The 15,403-nt window shown below is 64.0% G+C and carries 16 protein-coding genes; 9 read left to right on the forward strand and 7 right to left on the reverse strand.

Annotated features, from left to right (window positions below; translation table 11 throughout):
• Positions 1-142 precede the first annotated feature (142 nt).
• The 3 genes from P9272_RS04500 to P9272_RS04510 are packed head-to-tail and all read right to left on the reverse strand — an operon-like array spanning position 143 to position 2,617.
• Positions 143-559: a cupin domain-containing protein gene (locus P9272_RS04500; RefSeq protein ID WP_128261145.1), complete on the reverse strand. Its 417-nt coding sequence runs from the start codon at positions 557-559 to the stop codon at positions 143-145.
• Between the two features lie 4 nt (positions 560-563).
• Positions 564-1,409 (reverse strand): phosphoenolpyruvate hydrolase family protein, encoded by an 846-nt coding sequence (locus tag P9272_RS04505; RefSeq protein WP_278159339.1) that lies wholly within the window; start codon positions 1,407-1,409, stop codon positions 564-566.
• 11 nt (positions 1,410-1,420) lie between these two features.
• A complete protein-coding gene (locus tag P9272_RS04510; RefSeq protein ID WP_278159341.1) occupies positions 1,421-2,617 on the reverse strand; it encodes a Tm-1-like ATP-binding domain-containing protein in 1,197 nt (398 codons plus the stop codon).
• Positions 2,618-2,826: 209 nt separating this feature from the next.
• Here P9272_RS04510 and P9272_RS04515 point away from each other — a divergent pair, with 209 nt between their 5' ends.
• The 7 genes from P9272_RS04515 to P9272_RS04545 all read left to right on the forward strand — a co-directional run bounded on the left by P9272_RS04515 (position 2,827) and on the right by P9272_RS04545 (position 9,646).
• The gene (locus tag P9272_RS04515; protein ID WP_278159343.1) at positions 2,827-3,483 is read left to right on the forward strand and encodes a TetR/AcrR family transcriptional regulator; all 657 of its coding nucleotides are present in this window, start codon (positions 2,827-2,829) and stop codon (positions 3,481-3,483) included.
• 389 nt (positions 3,484-3,872) lie between these two features.
• Entirely contained in the window at positions 3,873-5,189 is a 1,317-nt protein-coding gene (locus tag P9272_RS04520; RefSeq protein WP_128261149.1) for an extracellular solute-binding protein, read from the forward strand.
• Between the two features lie 65 nt (positions 5,190-5,254).
• Positions 5,255-6,160, forward strand: coding sequence for a sugar ABC transporter permease (locus P9272_RS04525; RefSeq protein ID WP_278159347.1), 906 nt, complete (start codon positions 5,255-5,257; stop codon positions 6,158-6,160).
• Between the two features lies 1 nt (position 6,161).
• Complete coding sequence (locus P9272_RS04530; RefSeq protein ID WP_278159349.1) at positions 6,162-7,118, forward strand: carbohydrate ABC transporter permease; 957 nt, start codon at positions 6,162-6,164, stop codon at positions 7,116-7,118.
• Positions 7,115-7,336: a hypothetical protein gene (locus P9272_RS04535; protein WP_128261151.1), complete on the forward strand. Its 222-nt coding sequence runs from the start codon at positions 7,115-7,117 to the stop codon at positions 7,334-7,336. Before P9272_RS04530 ends, P9272_RS04535 begins: the two co-directional genes overlap by 4 nt.
• Positions 7,333-8,436: an ABC transporter ATP-binding protein gene (locus tag P9272_RS04540; RefSeq protein WP_278159352.1), complete on the forward strand. Its 1,104-nt coding sequence runs from the start codon at positions 7,333-7,335 to the stop codon at positions 8,434-8,436. The genes P9272_RS04535 and P9272_RS04540 overlap by 4 nt, the downstream gene beginning before the upstream one ends.
• A gap of 106 nt (positions 8,437-8,542) precedes the next feature.
• Entirely contained in the window at positions 8,543-9,646 is a 1,104-nt protein-coding gene (locus P9272_RS04545) for an ABC transporter ATP-binding protein (RefSeq protein ID WP_278159354.1), read from the forward strand.
• Between the two features lie 97 nt (positions 9,647-9,743).
• Here the strand turns inward: P9272_RS04545 and P9272_RS04550 are convergent, their stop codons facing one another.
• Both P9272_RS04550 and P9272_RS04555 read right to left on the reverse strand, forming a co-directional pair.
• Positions 9,744-10,562, reverse strand: coding sequence for a Tat pathway signal protein (locus tag P9272_RS04550; protein ID WP_347404031.1), 819 nt, complete (start codon positions 10,560-10,562; stop codon positions 9,744-9,746).
• Between the two features lie 336 nt (positions 10,563-10,898).
• A complete protein-coding gene (locus tag P9272_RS04555; protein ID WP_278159358.1) occupies positions 10,899-11,477 on the reverse strand; it encodes a helix-turn-helix domain-containing protein in 579 nt (192 codons plus the stop codon).
• Between the two features lie 93 nt (positions 11,478-11,570).
• Here P9272_RS04555 and P9272_RS04560 point away from each other — a divergent pair, with 93 nt between their 5' ends.
• Positions 11,571-12,479, forward strand: coding sequence for an SDR family oxidoreductase (locus P9272_RS04560; protein ID WP_278159360.1), 909 nt, complete (start codon positions 11,571-11,573; stop codon positions 12,477-12,479).
• 61 nt (positions 12,480-12,540) lie between these two features.
• On the opposite strand, the gene P9272_RS04565 is transcribed toward P9272_RS04560, so the two are convergent.
• Entirely contained in the window at positions 12,541-12,888 is a 348-nt protein-coding gene (locus P9272_RS04565; RefSeq protein ID WP_278159362.1) for a GFA family protein, read from the reverse strand.
• A 120-nt stretch (positions 12,889-13,008) separates the two neighbouring features.
• Between P9272_RS04565 and P9272_RS04570 the strand changes: the two genes are divergently transcribed.
• Complete coding sequence (locus P9272_RS04570) at positions 13,009-14,304, forward strand: amidase (RefSeq protein ID WP_278159364.1); 1,296 nt, start codon at positions 13,009-13,011, stop codon at positions 14,302-14,304.
• 118 nt (positions 14,305-14,422) lie between these two features.
• On the opposite strand, the gene P9272_RS04575 is transcribed toward P9272_RS04570, so the two are convergent.
• Complete coding sequence (locus tag P9272_RS04575; protein WP_278159366.1) at positions 14,423-15,403, reverse strand: hydroxyacid dehydrogenase; 981 nt, start codon at positions 15,401-15,403, stop codon at positions 14,423-14,425.

Genomic DNA, 15,403 nt, shown 5'->3' on the forward strand with positions numbered 1-15,403 from the left:
CCAACCGAATTGCGAAGGGAATTCGGGGCAATCCGACCTCTCCCCGAGGGGAGAGGAGCCTGTCAGCTTCGGCGCCAAGCTCTTCTCCCGCGGGGAGAAGGTGGTCGCGAAGCGGCCGGATGGGGGGCTGCGACGCTGAAGATTATTTGTCCGCCGGCAGCAGCCTGAAATCCGGCAGGTCGCGCAGCGCCAGTTCCGGTCCGGCTGGCGAATAGACGACGAAAAGCTGCATCGGCTGGTCGCCGGTGTTAAGCGTCGAGTGGAAGCGGCTTTCCGGCACGTAGATGGTGCAGCCGGGACCGACTTTCGCCACGACAGGGTTTCCCTTCTCGTCCTCGACCATCTGCTCGCCATGACCGGAGATGACGAAGATGATCTCTTCGGCGCCGGGATGATTGTGGCGGGTGTGGCCCCGACCCGGCGGCAGGTCGACGACGCCGCCGGAAAAGCGTTCGGCGCCGTTCACTTCCGGCGCGACGGTCAGCGACAGTCTGCCCCAGTCGAAGCCGAAGGCACTGACATCCTTCGGGTAGACGAACACCTTGCTCCTGTCGGCCATTGCCTCATCCTTTCCTTTTCGCGATCGATACCGCCTTGAAATCCGCCGTCTGCCTGGCGATCGCCCGTTCGGCCGGCAGCCGTTCCATCGAGCTGGCGCCATAGAAGCCGTGCAGCCCTTCGCAGCGCTCGAGGATGTATCGGGCGTCGTCGGGCATCGAGATCGGCCCGCCATGGCAAAGCAGGATGACGTCCTTGCGCACCGAGCGCGCGGCATCAGCGATGGCGTCGATTTCCTTCACGCAAGCGTCGAGCGTCTTTGCCGAGGTGGCGCCAATCGAGCCGCCGGTCGTCACACCCATATGGGCGACGACGATGTCGGCGCCGGCCCTGGTCATGGCGCGCGCCTCGTCCGGATTGAAGACGTAGGGCGTGGTGAGCAGGTCGAGCTTGTGCGCTTCGGCGATCATGTCGACCTCGAGGCCAAAACCCATGCCGGTCTCCTCGAAACTCCGGCGCATGGTGCCGTCGAACAGGCCGACGGTCGGAAAATTCTGCACGCCGGAAAAGCCCATCGTCTTCAGCTCAGAAAGAAGCAGCGGCATGATGACGAAGGGATCGGTACCGTTGACGCCGGCCAGCACCGGTGTCTTCTTCACCGCCGGCAGCACCTCATAGGCCATTTCCTTGACGATCTCGTTGGCGTTGCCATAGGCAAGCAGCCCGGCGGCCGAGCCGCGCCCGGCCATGCGGTAGCGGCCGGAATTGTAGATGATGATCAGGTCGATGCCGCCGGCCTCCTCGGCCTTGGCCGACAAGCCGGTGCCGGCGCCGCCGCCGACGATCGGCACGCCGTCGGCGATCATCTTGCGGAATTTCTCCAGGATCGTTTTGCGCGGAATGGCGGCCATGGTTGTCGGTCTCACTTTTTGGCGATGTCGAGGAACGCCTCGGCCGCGGCCTTGGCGAAGGCGGGATCGTTGATGTGCAGCGGCAGGCGCGTGACTGTGCGGTGTTTCGTCGGCTCGATCGTGCGCTCGATGGCGTCGAACAGTGCCTGATCGGCTTCCGCGTCGAAGAAGACGCCGCCTTCTACATCCAGCGCTGAGACGCCCTTTTCCGGGATCAGGAAGCGGACCGGGCCATCGCAGCGGGCGAGGCGGCCGCCGATCCATTCACCGATCCGGCGGCATTCGTCGGCCGTGGTGCGCATCAGCGTGACATTGGGATTGTGCTTGTAGAACAGTCGCCCGCGGTAGCGCTCCGGGATCGTCGACGGTGCCCAGAAGTTGACCATGTCGAGCGCGCCAACCGAACCGACATAGGGCAATTTGGTGCGGGCGATTGCGCCGAAGCGGTCCTCGGTTGCCGCCAGCACGCCGCCGAACAAAAGATCGCAGACCTCGGTCGTGGTGATGTCGAGGACGCCGGCGAGCAGGCCGGAATCGGCGAGCTTCTCCATCGAGCGGCCACCGGTGCCGGTGGCGTGGAAGACCATGCAGTCATAGTCGGCGCGCAAGCGCTCGACGATCGCGGTCACACAAGGCGTGGTGACGCCGAACATGGTGAGCCCCAGCGCCGGCTTTCCGGCATCGGCCGGGGCGGGCTTCGCCGCCATGCCGGCGATCGCCTGGGCGGCGTTGTGCAACACGACGCGGGAGAGCCTGTTCAGTCCCGCCATGTCGGTCACCGACGGCATCATGATGATGTCGGACACGTCGACATAAGGCGCGGTGTCGCCGGAAGCCAGCGTCGAGACCATGAGCTTCGGCAGGCCGAGCGGCAGCGCGCGCATGCCGGCGGTGACGATCGAGGTGCCGCCGCCGCCGCCGATACCGATCACGCCGGCTATGTCGTCGCGCGACTGGATGAAGCTGGCGAAAGCGGCGCCCATGCCGGCAACGGCGGCGCCGCGGTCATCGAGGCCGAGAACCGCGTGGGCTCCCTTGGGATGATGCGCGGCGACCTCGCTAGCCGGGATATCGACCGGGACGGTCGCGCCCCGCGTGCCGATATCGACACGCACGGCCGCGCCGGCGGCAGCAGTGATGGCATCGGCCAGGAAGGCGAGTTCCTCACCTTTGGTGTCGGCGGTGCCGACCACATAGATGCGCTTCATCCGCAGTTCCCCGTCGTCCGGCATGGTCGGCTTTTGCCGCCTGCCTTCTTGTCCCCCCTTAAGCTCCCGGCAAAAGCCTCGTCGCTGGTGGGGACCTCATTTTTTGCCCCACCCGTAAGCTCCTCGGCAAAGCCTCGTCGCTGGTGGGGCCCCGTCATTGCCCGGCATTGCGCCATTGCAAATTTTTGAGACGCGCGTATCGTATTGATATGGATGTCTCACGTCAACAAGCCGTCGCCAAGGATGAGGCCGCCCAGGCGCCTGCCGTCGAGAAGGGCGCGCGCGCCCGCACCAGGCGGCTGATGCTGGAAACGGCTACGCGGCTGATGCAATCCGGCATGACACCCTCGGTCAGCGAGATCGCGGAGGCGGCCGCGGTGTCGCGCGCGACTGCCTACCGGTATTTCCCTAGCCAGGCAGCGCTGGTGCAGGCTGTGGTCGACGAAGGGCTCGGCCCAATCCTCACTTGGAACTCCACGTCGAATGATGTCGAACGGCGCGTGGCGGATCTGTTCGCCACCGCGATGCCGCGCATCGAAGCCTTCGAAGCGACATTCAAGGCGGCGCTGAAACTGTCCCTCGACCAATGGGCGCGGCGCCAGGCCGGTACGCTCGGGGCTGAGCCCGCCTTTACGCGCGGCCATCGGGTCGACCTGCTGAAGGATGCCATCGCGCCGCTCAGAGGCCGCTTGAAGCCGCGCCAGTTCAGGCGCCTGGCGCAGGCGCTGTCCCTGGTGTTCGGCGTCGAGGTGGTCACGGTGCTGAAGGACATCTGGGGGCTGGACAGCGCCGAGATGATGTCGGTGGCGCAATGGGCGGCGGGGGCGCTGGTGCGCGCCGCAATGGCGGAATCAGGAGCGACATGAGCAGGAATGACGGCAGCGTCAAAGGCAACAGCCGCTTGAATCTGGTTCGACCAGATCACGAGGTCAATTTCGAATGTTAATTGTCGTGGACCGCCCGCGACAAGGGCACCTCATATCGCAGAGTAGGAAAAACTAGGGAAAACAGCTAGATATTGCAACGATCCGCTTGCTCGGCTGCTATCGTTCGCTCAAGAAAGCGCTTGACGCCAAGCTGAAATTGGTAATACCAGATTAGGACCGACAACGCGGATCAAAAGTGAAGGCTGCGTTGCATTTCCGGCAGGGCGAGGAGGCCCAGAACCGGGGAGGCGCATCACAGGAGGAACTACCAGAGTCGGCATCACCGCCGGCTCCATGACACGGTGGAATGCGCACAAGGGAGGAAAACTATGCGCAAGATAATGACCAGCGTGATCGCTGGTATCGGGCTGGCACTCGCCTGCGGGACATCCGTCCGCGCGCAGGAGAAGGAACTCACGATCTTCTGGGCGGAATGGGATCCGGCGAACTACCTGCAGGAGCTCGTCAACGACTACACGGCCGAGACCGGCGTGAAGGTCACGGTTCAGACCACACCGTGGCCCGACTTCCAGACCAAGGCTTTCACCGAATTCAACGCGCATGGCGACGCCTACGACCTGGTCGTCGGCGACTCGCAATGGCTAGGCGCCGGTTCGACGCAGGGTCACTATGTCGACCTCACCGACTTCTTCAACAAGCACAAGCTCAATGACGTGATGGCGCCGGCGACCATCAAATACTATGCCGAATACCCCGGCGGGTCCGGCAAGTACTGGGCGATCCCGCTCGAGGGCGACGCGATCGGCTGGTCCTATCGCAAGGACTGGTTCGAGGACCCGAAGGAGAAGGAAGCTTTCAAGGCGAAGTATGGCTACGATCTCGCCGTGCCGACGACCTATGCGCAGCTGCGCGACATCGCCGAGTTCTTCCATCGTCCGGACCAGAAGCGCTACGGCGTCGCCATCTATACCGACAATTCCTATGACGCGATGGCGATGGGCGTCGAAAGCGCCATCTTCAGCTATGGTGGCGATCTCGGCGACTATGCGACCTACAAGGTCGACGGCATCACCAACTCCAAGCAGGCCGCCGCCGGCCTCGACATGTACAAGCAGCTCTACAAGTTCACGCCTCCGGGCTGGGGCAAGACCTTCTTCGTGGAAGACAACCAGGCGATCACCGGCGGTCTCGCCGCGATGAGCATGAACTTCTTCGCCTTCTTCCCGCCGCTGGTGAACAAGGCAACCAACCCCTATGCCGATGTCACCGGCTTCTTCGCCAATCCGGCCGGCCCGGATGGCAAGCGCTTTGCCGCTCTCGGCGGTCAGGGTATCTCCGTCATCTCGTACTCGAAGAACAAGGACGAGGCGATGAAGTTCCTCGAGTGGTTCATCAAGGACGAGACCCAGAAGAAGTGGGCCGAGCTCGGCGGCTACACCTGCAGCCAGGCCGTGCTGAAGTCCGAAGCCTTCCAGAACGCAACGCCCTACAACAAGGCGTTCTACGATACGATGTTCATGGTCAAGGACTTCTGGGCAACGCCTGAATACGCCGAAGTGCTCGATCAGCTGAACCAGAACATCTATCCGTTCGTGGTCGGCGGCAAGGGCACCGCCCAGGAGGCGCTCGACAAGACCGCCGCCGACTGGAAGGCGACCTTCACCAAGTACAACCGCTACAAGTAAAGCATCACAGTCAGAATGCCGGAGGAGGGTTTCCCCTCCGGCATTCCTGTTTTCAGGAGACAAAGTTGGCTTCGGTAGCCCTCACCAATCTCGATCCCGCGTCCAGGGCTGCCGCTCGCGGCTGGTCGGATCTCACCATCCGCAACCTGTTCATCATCCCGACGCTGGTCTTTCTGATCGTTTTCAACATTTTCCCGCTAATCTATTCGCTGGGCTATTCCTTCACCAATTTCGCCGCGAACCGCACAGAGCCCTGGCAGTTCGTCGGCCTGCAGAATTATCGCGAGCTGCTCAGCGACGACCACATCTGGTCCAACTTCGTCATCACGGCGAAATACGTCATCGTTTCAGTGGCGGGTCAGATGGTCGTCGGCTTCGGCCTAGCACTTCTGCTCAACCGCTCCTTTCCGATGAAGGGCCTGATCACCACGTTGCTTTTGTTGCCGATGATGATGTCGGCGGCGGTCGTCGGCCTGTTCTGGCAGCTGCTCTACAGCCCGTCCTGGGGCCCGATCAACTATGTCTTCGGCCTTGGCGACTTCGCCTGGCTCTCCAATCCCGACAGCGCGCTCTACGCGGTCGCGATCACCGACATCTGGATGTGGTCGCCCTTCGTGATGCTTTTGTCGCTCGCCGGGCTGTCGGCGGTGCCGCAGCATCTCTACGAGGCCGCCGCGATCGACCGCGCCGGATGGTGGTACACCTTCACCCGCATCACCTTGCCGCTGGTCTCGCCGATCCTCCTGATCGCGCTGATCTTCCGCACCATGGAAGCCTTCAAGACCTTCGACATCGCCTACACGATGACGACCCAGCCGACCGCAGAGCTGATCGCGATCCGCCTCTACAAGCAGGCCTTCCAGCAGTGGGATACGGGCAAGTCCTGCGCGCTGGCCTACATCGTGCTGATCATGGTGCTGGCCATCACCAACCTCTACGTGAAGTATCTCAACAAGGTGAAGGAGCGCTGAGATGGCCGCCGTCCGCACTTCTTCCGAGGTCGCTTTCAACCGCGCGGCAATCGCCGCGGTGCTGGTCGCGACGCTGATCTTCCTGGCGCCGATCTACTGGATCGCCTCGACGGCCTTCAAGCCGAAGGAGCTCGCCGTCAGCGTGCCCCCCACCGTGCTGTTCGAGCCGGAGGTGACGCCGTTCGTGCGTCTCTTCACCAAGCGCGTGCAGATGCAGAAGCCCGTAGATCCGCAAGTCTACGAGGCCGCGCCGTGGTGGGAAAAACGCATCTATGACGGCGGCGAGCGGGTGCTGAAGGTCGGCAAGGACGTGCAGCTTTCGCAGTATCCCGACCGGTTCATGAACAGCCTGATCGTGGCGGTGATCAGCACGGTGCTGGCGGTGGGCATGGGAACCTTCACCGCCTATGGCTTCTCGCGCTTCAAGATCGCCGGCGAGGCGGATCTTTTGTTCTTCATCCTGTCGACGCGCATGCTGCCGCCGGTGGTGGTCGCCATCCCGATGTTCCTGATGTACCGCATGGTCGGCCTCAACGACTCGCATGTCGGGCTGATCATCCTCTACGTCGCCTTCAACCTGTCCTTCTCGGTCTGGCTGATGAAAGGCTTCATGGACGAGATCCCGAAGGAATATGAGGAAGCAGCGCTCGTCGACGGCTACACGCGCATGCAGGCCTTCTTCAAGATCGTGCTGCCGGAAGCGGCGACGGGCATCGCGGCGACAGCCGTGTTCTGCTTCATCACCGCCTGGAACGAATACGCCTTCGCGCTGATCATGACCAACCGGCGCGCCCAGACGGCGCCGCCCTTCATCCCGTCGCAGATCGGCTCCGGCCTGCCGGATTGGACCACGATCGCAGCCGGCACATTCCTGTTCCTCTTACCGGTCGCGATCTTCACCTTCCTGCTGCGCAACCATCTGCTTCGCGGCGTGACGTTCGGAGCGATCCGCAAATGAGTTTCCGAGCCGTCAACGAGAAGTACCTTTTGCCGGCCTCGCAGATCCTGATGGTGCTCGGCATCGTCGCGCTCTGCCAGCCATGGAGCCTCGACCTGCATTCCTATGGCGTGACGATCATCCTGATCGGGCTGATCGGCTTCAACATCACGTCCAAGATCGCGCCGGAGCAGAGCGAGGCAACCGGCGCCGCGACGCATGAGGGAGCCCGGCAGTGACGCAGATCGAACTTCGCGGGATCGAGAAATTCTTCGGAGCCGTCCAGGTCATCCACAATCTGAATCTCGCCATCGCCGACAACGAGTTCATCGTGCTGCTCGGCCAGTCCGGCTGCGGCAAGACCACGACGTTGCGCGCGGTCGCGGGGCTGGAGACGATCGACAACGGCGACATCCTGATCGACGGCAAGCCGGTGCAACACCTCAAGGCCGCCGACCGCGATATCGCCATGGTGTTCCAGTCCTTCTCGCTCTACCCGCATATGACGGTGTTCGAGAACGTCGCCTTTCCGCTGCGCGCCACGCGCATGAGCAGCGGCGAGGTCGACAAGTCCGTGCGCGAGGTCGCCCGGGTCCTGCGCATCACCGATCTGCTCGACAAGCGGCCCTCGGCGCTTTCGGGCGGCGACATGCAGCGCGTGGCGATCGGCCGGGCGCTGGTGCGGCGGCCGAAGGCGATGCTGATGGACGAGCCGATCGGCGCGCTGGACGCCAAGCTGCGCGAGGAGATGCGGGCCGAGATCAAGCGCCTGCACGTCAAGCAGGGATCGACGACGATCTACGTCACCCACGACCAGATCGAGGCGATGAGCCTCGCCGACCGCATCGTCATCATGCACGAGGGCTTCATCCAGCAGGTCGGCACGCCGGACGAGGTCTATTCGCACCCGGCCAATCTGTTCGTGGCGCAGTTCGTCGGCAGCCCGGTGATGAACATCGCCGAGGCCCGCGTCGCCGACCGGCCCGGCGCCGCTTCCGTGACGGTCGGCGACGGGCCGGCGGGCTTCGAGTTCCCCCACCGGCTCCTGTCCAAGCTCAATGGGCATTCCAACGGTGGCCTGACGCTTGGCATCCGGCCGGAGGGTGTGCTCGTCCGGCACGATGCGGCGCCCGGCTACATGCCGGTCGAGGCGAGCATCATCGAGCCGCTGGGATCCTTCGACATCGTCGACCTCAAGGTCGGCTCCACGATGCTGCGTGCGCGCACCAAGGCCGGCTATGTCTCGGGTCCCGGCGAGAAGGTCCATGTGCGCATCGATCCGGAGCAGGCGCATTTCTTCGACACGGCAAGCGGCAAGTCGCTGGGGGTGAGATTGTGATGGCCGAAGGACACGAGCGGCCAACGATTTGGCCTTTCGAACAATCGAACGGCCGGAGCCATAGCGGAGGGCCGATCACCCTCGAAATGGAAATGAGACAGTAGACATGGCCCATATCGAGCTCAAGAACATCACCAAGAAATTCGGCGGTCATACCGCTCTGACCGGCCTCAATCTCGACATTGCCGACGGCGAGTTCTTCGTGCTGCTCGGCGAGACCGGCGCCGGCAAGACGACGACGCTGCGCCTGATCGCCGGGCTCGACAAGCCGACCGAGGGCCAGGTCGTCATCGACGGCGTCGACGTCGCCGATTGGGGCGCGGCCGAACGCGACGTCGCGCTGGTGCTGCAGCAGTATTCGCTTTATCCGCGCTACACGGTGCGGCAGAACCTCGAATTTCCGCTGAAGCCGAAGATCCGCCGGCTGCCCGATGCCGAGATCAAGGATCGCGTCGCGCGCGCTGCCCGCACGCTTCGTATCGAGCATCTTCTCGATCGCAAGACCGACCGTCTTTCCGGCGGCGAGATGCAGCGCGTCTCGATCGGCCGCGCCATCGTGCGCAAGCCGCGCGTCTTCCTGATGGACGAGCCGCTGTCGGCGCTCGACGCCAAGCTGCGGGAGGCTCTGCGCACGGAGCTGAAGAACCTACAGATGCAGCTCGGCGCCACCTTCCTGTTCGTCACGCATGACCAGATCGAGGCCATGTCGATGGGCGACAAGGTCGGCGTGCTCAACCACGGCCGCATCGTCCAGACCGGCACGCCGCATGAGATCTACAACAATCCGCGCGACACCTATGTCGCGAGCTTTGTCGGTTCGCCGCCGATGAACCTCATCGACGGCAAGCTGGTCAATGACCGCGCGGTGATGGCGCCGGTGAATTTCGAACTACCGCTTTCAACTGGGGCAAAGAGTTCTGGCGGGGGCAGGACGAGCGGCGCGACCGACGGTCGGCCGCTCGTCTTCGGCATCCGCCCGGAGGATGTCCATCTGGAGAGCGGCGCACCCGTCGAGGCGCGTGTCCACGATGTCGAGAACCATGGCGTGGAGAAGATCCTGACGCTCAGGGTCGGCGACACGATGCTGCGCGCCACCGTCCCAGCCAGGACCGATGTCTCGATCGAACAGGCCGTGCGCTTTGCCTGGAATCCCGACAAGGTGGTGCTGTTCGACAAAGGCAGCGGCGTCAGCTTGCGGCACGCAGGATAACGACTTCACCTGCCGCCTTATCCGCCCGACCGGGCCGAGAGCCGGCGCGCAGCCTAGCTGACGACTGACTGCCACTGACCATGTCAGCCACCCACCATCATGCGATGACCGAAGCCACCGGCCTCCTTGGCGAAAACGGCAAGGCAGGCCCATACCCGAAGCGCATCACAATATCCGGCCTGCGGGTCTCGCCGACGATCGCCGCCAGGTCGGCGCGCAGGCGGGCGACCTCGACAGGCTGATTGATGAAAGCGAGCTTGAGTCCCAGGCTGGTCGGCAGCACCGGGCTGCCGCTCACGGCGGAGAAGAGCCCATCGCCGCTTGCCGCCGCGCTGCGCGGGTTGAAGCGTATCCACTCCTTCAGCTCATGCATGAATGCAGGGTCGTTCATCTGGTCTTCATTGCCGGCAAGGACGAGATCCCGCACCTGCTTCATTCGCGTCCGATCGGTGACAAGCGCCAAGCTCACACCCGGTATCGCGGCTGCGCGCTCAAGTTCGGCGAGATCTGCGGCAGGGGTGGCGCGGCCATCATATTCGGCACGCGTCGATTGGCGTTTCGGAATGGCGTCGACCAACGGCTCTGCTTTCGCCTCGCCCATGAGGTAATCGTAACGGATTCCGTTGCCGTCCGCCGTAAGCGAAGCCTCGCCGCTACGGCCAGTCGCCGCCGCGGCGAGCGTGAGATTGGCCGCGGCGCATCCCAGGCTGACATAGAGATGATGATCGTCAGGGTCGACGACCGGGGTCCGCCTCTGAAGGTCAGGCCGGATCTCGATTGCATGCTGTTCAAGCTGGAACCGCCAGGGCTGCGTATTATGGCTGTTGGCGGCCAAGGTTGCGTAGCGTACGACGGCCTCAAGATCGGGCGTCAGGCGGTCACGCAATCCGGCGGCGAAGGCCTCATATTGAGCCATGGACCCGACCGCCGATCGCCAGGCAGCGGCGCCTGACCCGGCCGCGATAAGCGCGGCGCCTGCGCCCAATAGAATTGTTCGCCTGTTCATTGTGTCCCGTGACCAATCACATCGGCAGGATAGGTCCGACCGGCAAATCGTCCTTGATCTCCGTCAAGGTCATTTCGCCCAGCCAGCCTGGGCTCCGACACTGATGTCCGATTTGGCAGACCGATCTCTGTGCCCCATTTCCGAGGCCAACGGGCCGGCGTGGCTGGCGCTTCGATTTTGAGGGGCGGCAACCCCGCGGCCCTGGTGACCGTCATGGCGGAGGCTCCACACCTCCTTCGCGCTCAGTTACGGGTTTCGAGCCGGCATTGTGATGGCGGTTACGAAGCGCCTCAGACTGTGCTCTACATAGGCCGTGAGTTCCATGCCGTCAGGGTCGAAGCTCCACCACAGCAGCGCGCCCTGCCAGTGGGCGGCCATAAGCAGGCCGATATCCTCGGGGATGCCGGGAACATTGGCAAAGCAAGCGGCAAGCGCCCTGCTCAGCTGGGCCTTCCAGGCAGCGCCACGTGCCCGCAAAGCCGGGTCCCGCAAATCCTCGCGCAGGACGAGCAGACCTTCGGCATAGGATTCGATGTCGCCATAGCCGCTCGAGAGAGCGACCAGCAACTCGACGGCGCCGGCCGGAGTTCTGGGAACCGATGCCGCCGCCTGCTCGGTCTTTCGATTGAGCCCATCCCAGGCATAGAGCAGCGTGCGCTGCCTAAGCAGCGTCTTGTTCTTGAAGCGCTGCACCAGTGTCGAGCCTGAAAGGCCGCAGGCTCGCGCCAGCTTTTCAAAGGTCAATGCTTCCGGTCCGTCAGCATGCATCAGCCGGTACGCGGCTTCCAGTACCTGCTCGTCGGATTGGGTTTTGGGCCGTGTCATCTTGACTCTCATTTATAAACGAACGATCATTTATAAATGACGAGAGCGGCAAACGCCAGCTCTCCTTGTGCTCAGTTCAAGTCTGGAGGTTCAATGACGCTTCAAGGGAAAGTCGCGCTCGTTGCCGGCTCAACGCGTGGCGCGGGCCGCGGAATTGCGGTTGAGCTGGGCGCTGCCGGCGCCACCGTCTATGTCACCGGCCGCACGACGCGCACCTCGCAATCGGATTATCAACGCCCGGAAACCATCGAGGAGACAGCGGAGCTGGTCACCGCGCAGGGCGGCAGGGGCATCGCCGTCAGGGTCGACCATCTGATCTCCGAAGAGGTTCAGCAGCTTGTTGCGCGTATCCGCGCCGAGCAGGGCAGGCTCGACATGCTGGTCAACGATCTGTGGGGTGGCGAGAAGCTGTTCGAATGGAACAAGTCCGTCTGGGAACACGATCTGGAAAACGGCCTTCGGCTGCTGCGGCTTGGGATCGATACGCACCTGATCACCGCGCACCACGCGTTGCCGCTGATGATCGAGCAGCCAGGCGGCTTGCTTGTCGAGGTCACCGACGGCACGGCCGAATACAATGCCGACCACTACCGGCTGTCGCCCTTCTACGATCTCGCCAAGGTGGCGGTGAACCGCATGGCCTGGGCGCATGCCAAGGACCTGGAACGGTATGGCGCGACGTCCGTCTCGCTGACGCCGGGCTGGCTGCGCTCGGAGATGATGCTGGAGGCGTTCGGCGTGCGGGAAGAAAACTGGCACGACGCGACAGCCAATGTGCCGCATTTCGCCATATCCGAGACGCCGCGCTTCGTCGGTCGCGCTGTGGTGGCACTTGCCGCGGATTTCGAGCGCTCGCGCTGGAACGGCCAGTCTCTGTCCAGCGGCGGGTTGGCGCAAGTCTACGGATTCACCGATCTCGACGGATCGCGTCCCGACGCCTGGCGTTATGTCCCTGAAGTCCAGGATGCCGGAAAGCCGGCCGATGCGACCGGCTACCGATAGAGCAATTCCAGGAAAAAGTGCGCAGCGGTTTTCCGTCCGGAATTGCGCAAAGACAAAAGCGTCAGGCCGAGCGGCCGTCGAACTCGAACACCTCGATGCTGGCAAGGTCGACATCGTCGATGCAGTTGATGTTGATATAGGCCGTCCGCCCGCTGCCTTCGCGGACGTCTTCGGCAAACGGATGCATGCCGCAGCTGCGGCAGAAGCGGTGCGCGATCCGAGCCTTGCCGAAAGTGTAGCGGCCGAGGTCGTCGCCCCAGGCGACCAGATTGAGCTTCTCATGCGGTACGGCCCACAGCAGCGCGCCCTTGCGCGCGCAGATCGAGCAGTTGCACCGCACGGCGCTGCCGATCTCACCCTTGACCTCGAATGCCACCTTGCCGCAGTGGCAGCTGCCTTTGTACAGCATCAGCATCTTCCTATCGCTGGCAGGGTGCAAAGGCACGCTTGCCGGGTTATCTCTTTGCCGGGCCAACATCAGGCCACGTACCTAAAAGACGTTGCAACTTTGCAAGGCCCGACATCGAAAATGCAATCCATCCGCGACCGTCTTGAAATCATCCTGTCACGTCTTGCCAATCGCGCGGGCGACGGGAAGGTCTATACGAAGCTCTATAGCGAGGCCGCGCGGGCCGCCGCCGATGCGTCCGATGCCCGCCGCAAAGCCGGCGTCAGCCTTGGGCCGCTCGACGGGCGTATCGTTTCGATCAAGGACCTGTTCGACGTCGCCGGCGAGCCGACGACGGCCGGATCGCTGATCCGCGCCGAGGCCGCACCTGCCGCGCGAGATGCGGCGGTCGTGCTAAGGCTGCGCCAGGCCGGCGCGGTCATCCTCGGCAAGACCAACATGACCGAATTCGCCTTCACCGCGATCGGCGACAATCTGCATTACGGCACCCCGGGCAATGCCGCCGACGCCAGCCTTGTCCCCGGCGGCTCGTCATCGGGAGCCGGCGTTGCCGTCGGCGAGCACACGAGTGACATCTCCATCGGGTCGGACACCGGCGGCTCGGTGCGCATTCCGGCTTCGCTGAACGGTGTCGTCGGCTTCAAGCCGACGGCCGGGCGCGTGCCTTTGACGGGCGCCTTTCCGTTGTCGATGACGCTGGATTCGATCGGTCCGCTTGCCCGCAGCGTCGCCGATTGCGCGGTCGCCGATGCGATCATGGCCGCAGATGAGCCGGCGGCCCTTCAGCCGGTCCCGCTTGCGACCTTGCGTATCGGCATTCCGCGCGGCGTGCTGTTCGGCGAGACGCAAGCCGAGGTCGCCGGAGCGTTCGAGGGCTGCATCGATAGGATCGGGCAGGCCGGCGCCCGCGCCACGGATTTGTCCATCGACGATCTCATCGCCGAGATGCGCGCGGCTACCAAACGCGGCACGATCGCGTCCATGGAAGGCGCCGAAGTGCATGCCGACTGGCTGGCGGACGGCGCCTCGGTGCCGGTCGATCCGCATGTCACCGGGCCATTGTCGCGCGCGCTAACGGTTCCCGCTTCGACCTATATCCGCACGATCCGCCGCCGCCGCGAGCTTGTGGCGGCGATGGCGGAACGGCTGGAGGCGGTCGATCTCCTGGCATTGCCGACGGTGCCGATGGTCGCGCCGTCCATCGCCGCCATAGCCGGCGACGAAGCGTTGCGCGACAGGACCGAAGGGCTGCTCTTGCGCAACACGCAGGTCGCCAACCAGTTCGACCTATGCGCGATCTCGCTGCCGATGCCAGGCACGAAACTGCCTGCCGGATTGATGCTCGTGGGCAAGCACGGGCATGACAGACATCTGTTGCGCATTGCCGCCGCTGTCGAGGCGCTGCTTAGACGTTGATAGGGGGTGCTGCGAACCGAGGCAAATTGGCGTCAGGAAAAATTGCCGCTGCGTTCCTTCGCGCCCCCCTCTCCCGCCGGTATCTTAGCTCCGCATCGTCGCAACGATCGTCGGTGATTTAATCCCCTGCAGGAAACCGCCGCCGGTAGCGCTCGACGACTTCCGGATTACGCAGGTTGACCGGCAACTTGCCGGCGAGAACCAGCAGCGCCTCGCCCGCTGCACCGACGCCCATGCGCATCATCGATTCCTCGGTGATGCCGGCCATATGCGGGGTGACGATGACATTGTCGAAGCCGAAATAGGGGTGGTTGGGCGGCAGCGGCTGCGTGGAAAAGACGTCGAGCGCGGCGCCGCCGATGCGGCCCTTCCGCAAAGCTTCGATCAGCGCCTCGTCGTCGACCACCGGGCCGCGCGAGACGTTGATCAGCAGCGCGCCGGGCTTCATGCGTGCGATGCGCTCGCGGCTGATCAGGCCGCGCGTTTCCTCCGTCAGCGGGCAGCAGAGCACGACGATGTCGCTCTGCTCGACCAGCGCGTCGATCGACAGGAAGCCGACTCGCTCGGGCGCCGGGCGCAGGCTGCGCGTCGTCGCCACGACATTGAGGTCGAAGCCTTGCGCGGCGATATGCCCGACGGCCTGTCCGACCGCCCCGAGGCCGACGATGCCGATTGTCTTGCCGGCCAGCTCGCTGGTCGAATTGGCATGCTCGCGCCCGGAAAGCCATCCCTTGGCGCGCAGGTCACGGTCCATCACGCGGAAGCGCCGCAGCAGGGCGAGTGCCATGAACATCACATGCTCGGCGACCGAGCGGGCGTTGACCGCTGGCACGTTCGCGACCAGCACGCCGGCGGCGCTCGCCGCCTCGACCGGGATCATGTCCAGTCCCGCGCCATGGCGGATCGCGGCGCGCAGGCTCGAAGCACCCGCAAACAGCTCCGGCGGCAGCGGCGCGCGCACAATGACGATGTCGGCCTCGCGGGCCTCGGCGGTCAGGGTTTTGGGATCAAGGGCGGAAGCGACGATCAGCCGCCCGGCACCCACCAGCATCGCCGTGGCACGAGGGTGCAGCGGATGCGTCGAGAGTATCTTGCGCAT

This window comes from Mesorhizobium sp. WSM4976 (assembly GCF_029625685.1).
In the GTDB taxonomy this organism is placed as follows: Bacteria; Pseudomonadota; Alphaproteobacteria; order Rhizobiales; family Rhizobiaceae; genus Mesorhizobium.

Excerpts from the sequence above, each read along its gene's own strand:
- P9272_RS04500 (WP_128261145.1), bottom strand. The coding sequence starts at position 559 with ATGGCCGACAGGAGCAAGGTGTTCGTCTACCCGAAGGATGTCAGTGCC.
- P9272_RS04505 (WP_278159339.1), bottom strand. The coding sequence starts at position 1,409 with ATGGCCGCCATTCCGCGCAAAACGATCCTGGAGAAATTCCGCAAGATG.
- P9272_RS04510 (WP_278159341.1), bottom strand. The coding sequence starts at position 2,617 with ATGAAGCGCATCTATGTGGTCGGCACCGCCGACACCAAAGGTGAGGAA.
- P9272_RS04515 (WP_278159343.1), top strand. The coding sequence starts at position 2,827 with ATGGATGTCTCACGTCAACAAGCCGTCGCCAAGGATGAGGCCGCCCAG.
- P9272_RS04520 (WP_128261149.1), top strand. The coding sequence starts at position 3,873 with ATGCGCAAGATAATGACCAGCGTGATCGCTGGTATCGGGCTGGCACTC.
- P9272_RS04530 (WP_278159349.1), top strand. The coding sequence starts at position 6,162 with ATGGCCGCCGTCCGCACTTCTTCCGAGGTCGCTTTCAACCGCGCGGCA.
- P9272_RS04535 (WP_128261151.1), top strand. The coding sequence starts at position 7,115 with ATGAGTTTCCGAGCCGTCAACGAGAAGTACCTTTTGCCGGCCTCGCAG.
- P9272_RS04545 (WP_278159354.1), top strand. The coding sequence starts at position 8,543 with ATGGCCCATATCGAGCTCAAGAACATCACCAAGAAATTCGGCGGTCAT.
- P9272_RS04550 (WP_347404031.1), bottom strand. The coding sequence starts at position 10,562 with ATGGCTCAATATGAGGCCTTCGCCGCCGGATTGCGTGACCGCCTGACG.
- P9272_RS04555 (WP_278159358.1), bottom strand. The coding sequence starts at position 11,477 with ATGACACGGCCCAAAACCCAATCCGACGAGCAGGTACTGGAAGCCGCG.
- P9272_RS04560 (WP_278159360.1), top strand. The coding sequence starts at position 11,571 with ATGACGCTTCAAGGGAAAGTCGCGCTCGTTGCCGGCTCAACGCGTGGC.
- P9272_RS04565 (WP_278159362.1), bottom strand. The coding sequence starts at position 12,888 with ATGCTGTACAAAGGCAGCTGCCACTGCGGCAAGGTGGCATTCGAGGTC.
- P9272_RS04570 (WP_278159364.1), top strand. The coding sequence starts at position 13,009 with ATGCAATCCATCCGCGACCGTCTTGAAATCATCCTGTCACGTCTTGCC.
- P9272_RS04575 (WP_278159366.1), bottom strand. The coding sequence starts at position 15,403 with ATGCGCAAGATACTCTCGACGCATCCGCTGCACCCTCGTGCCACGGCG.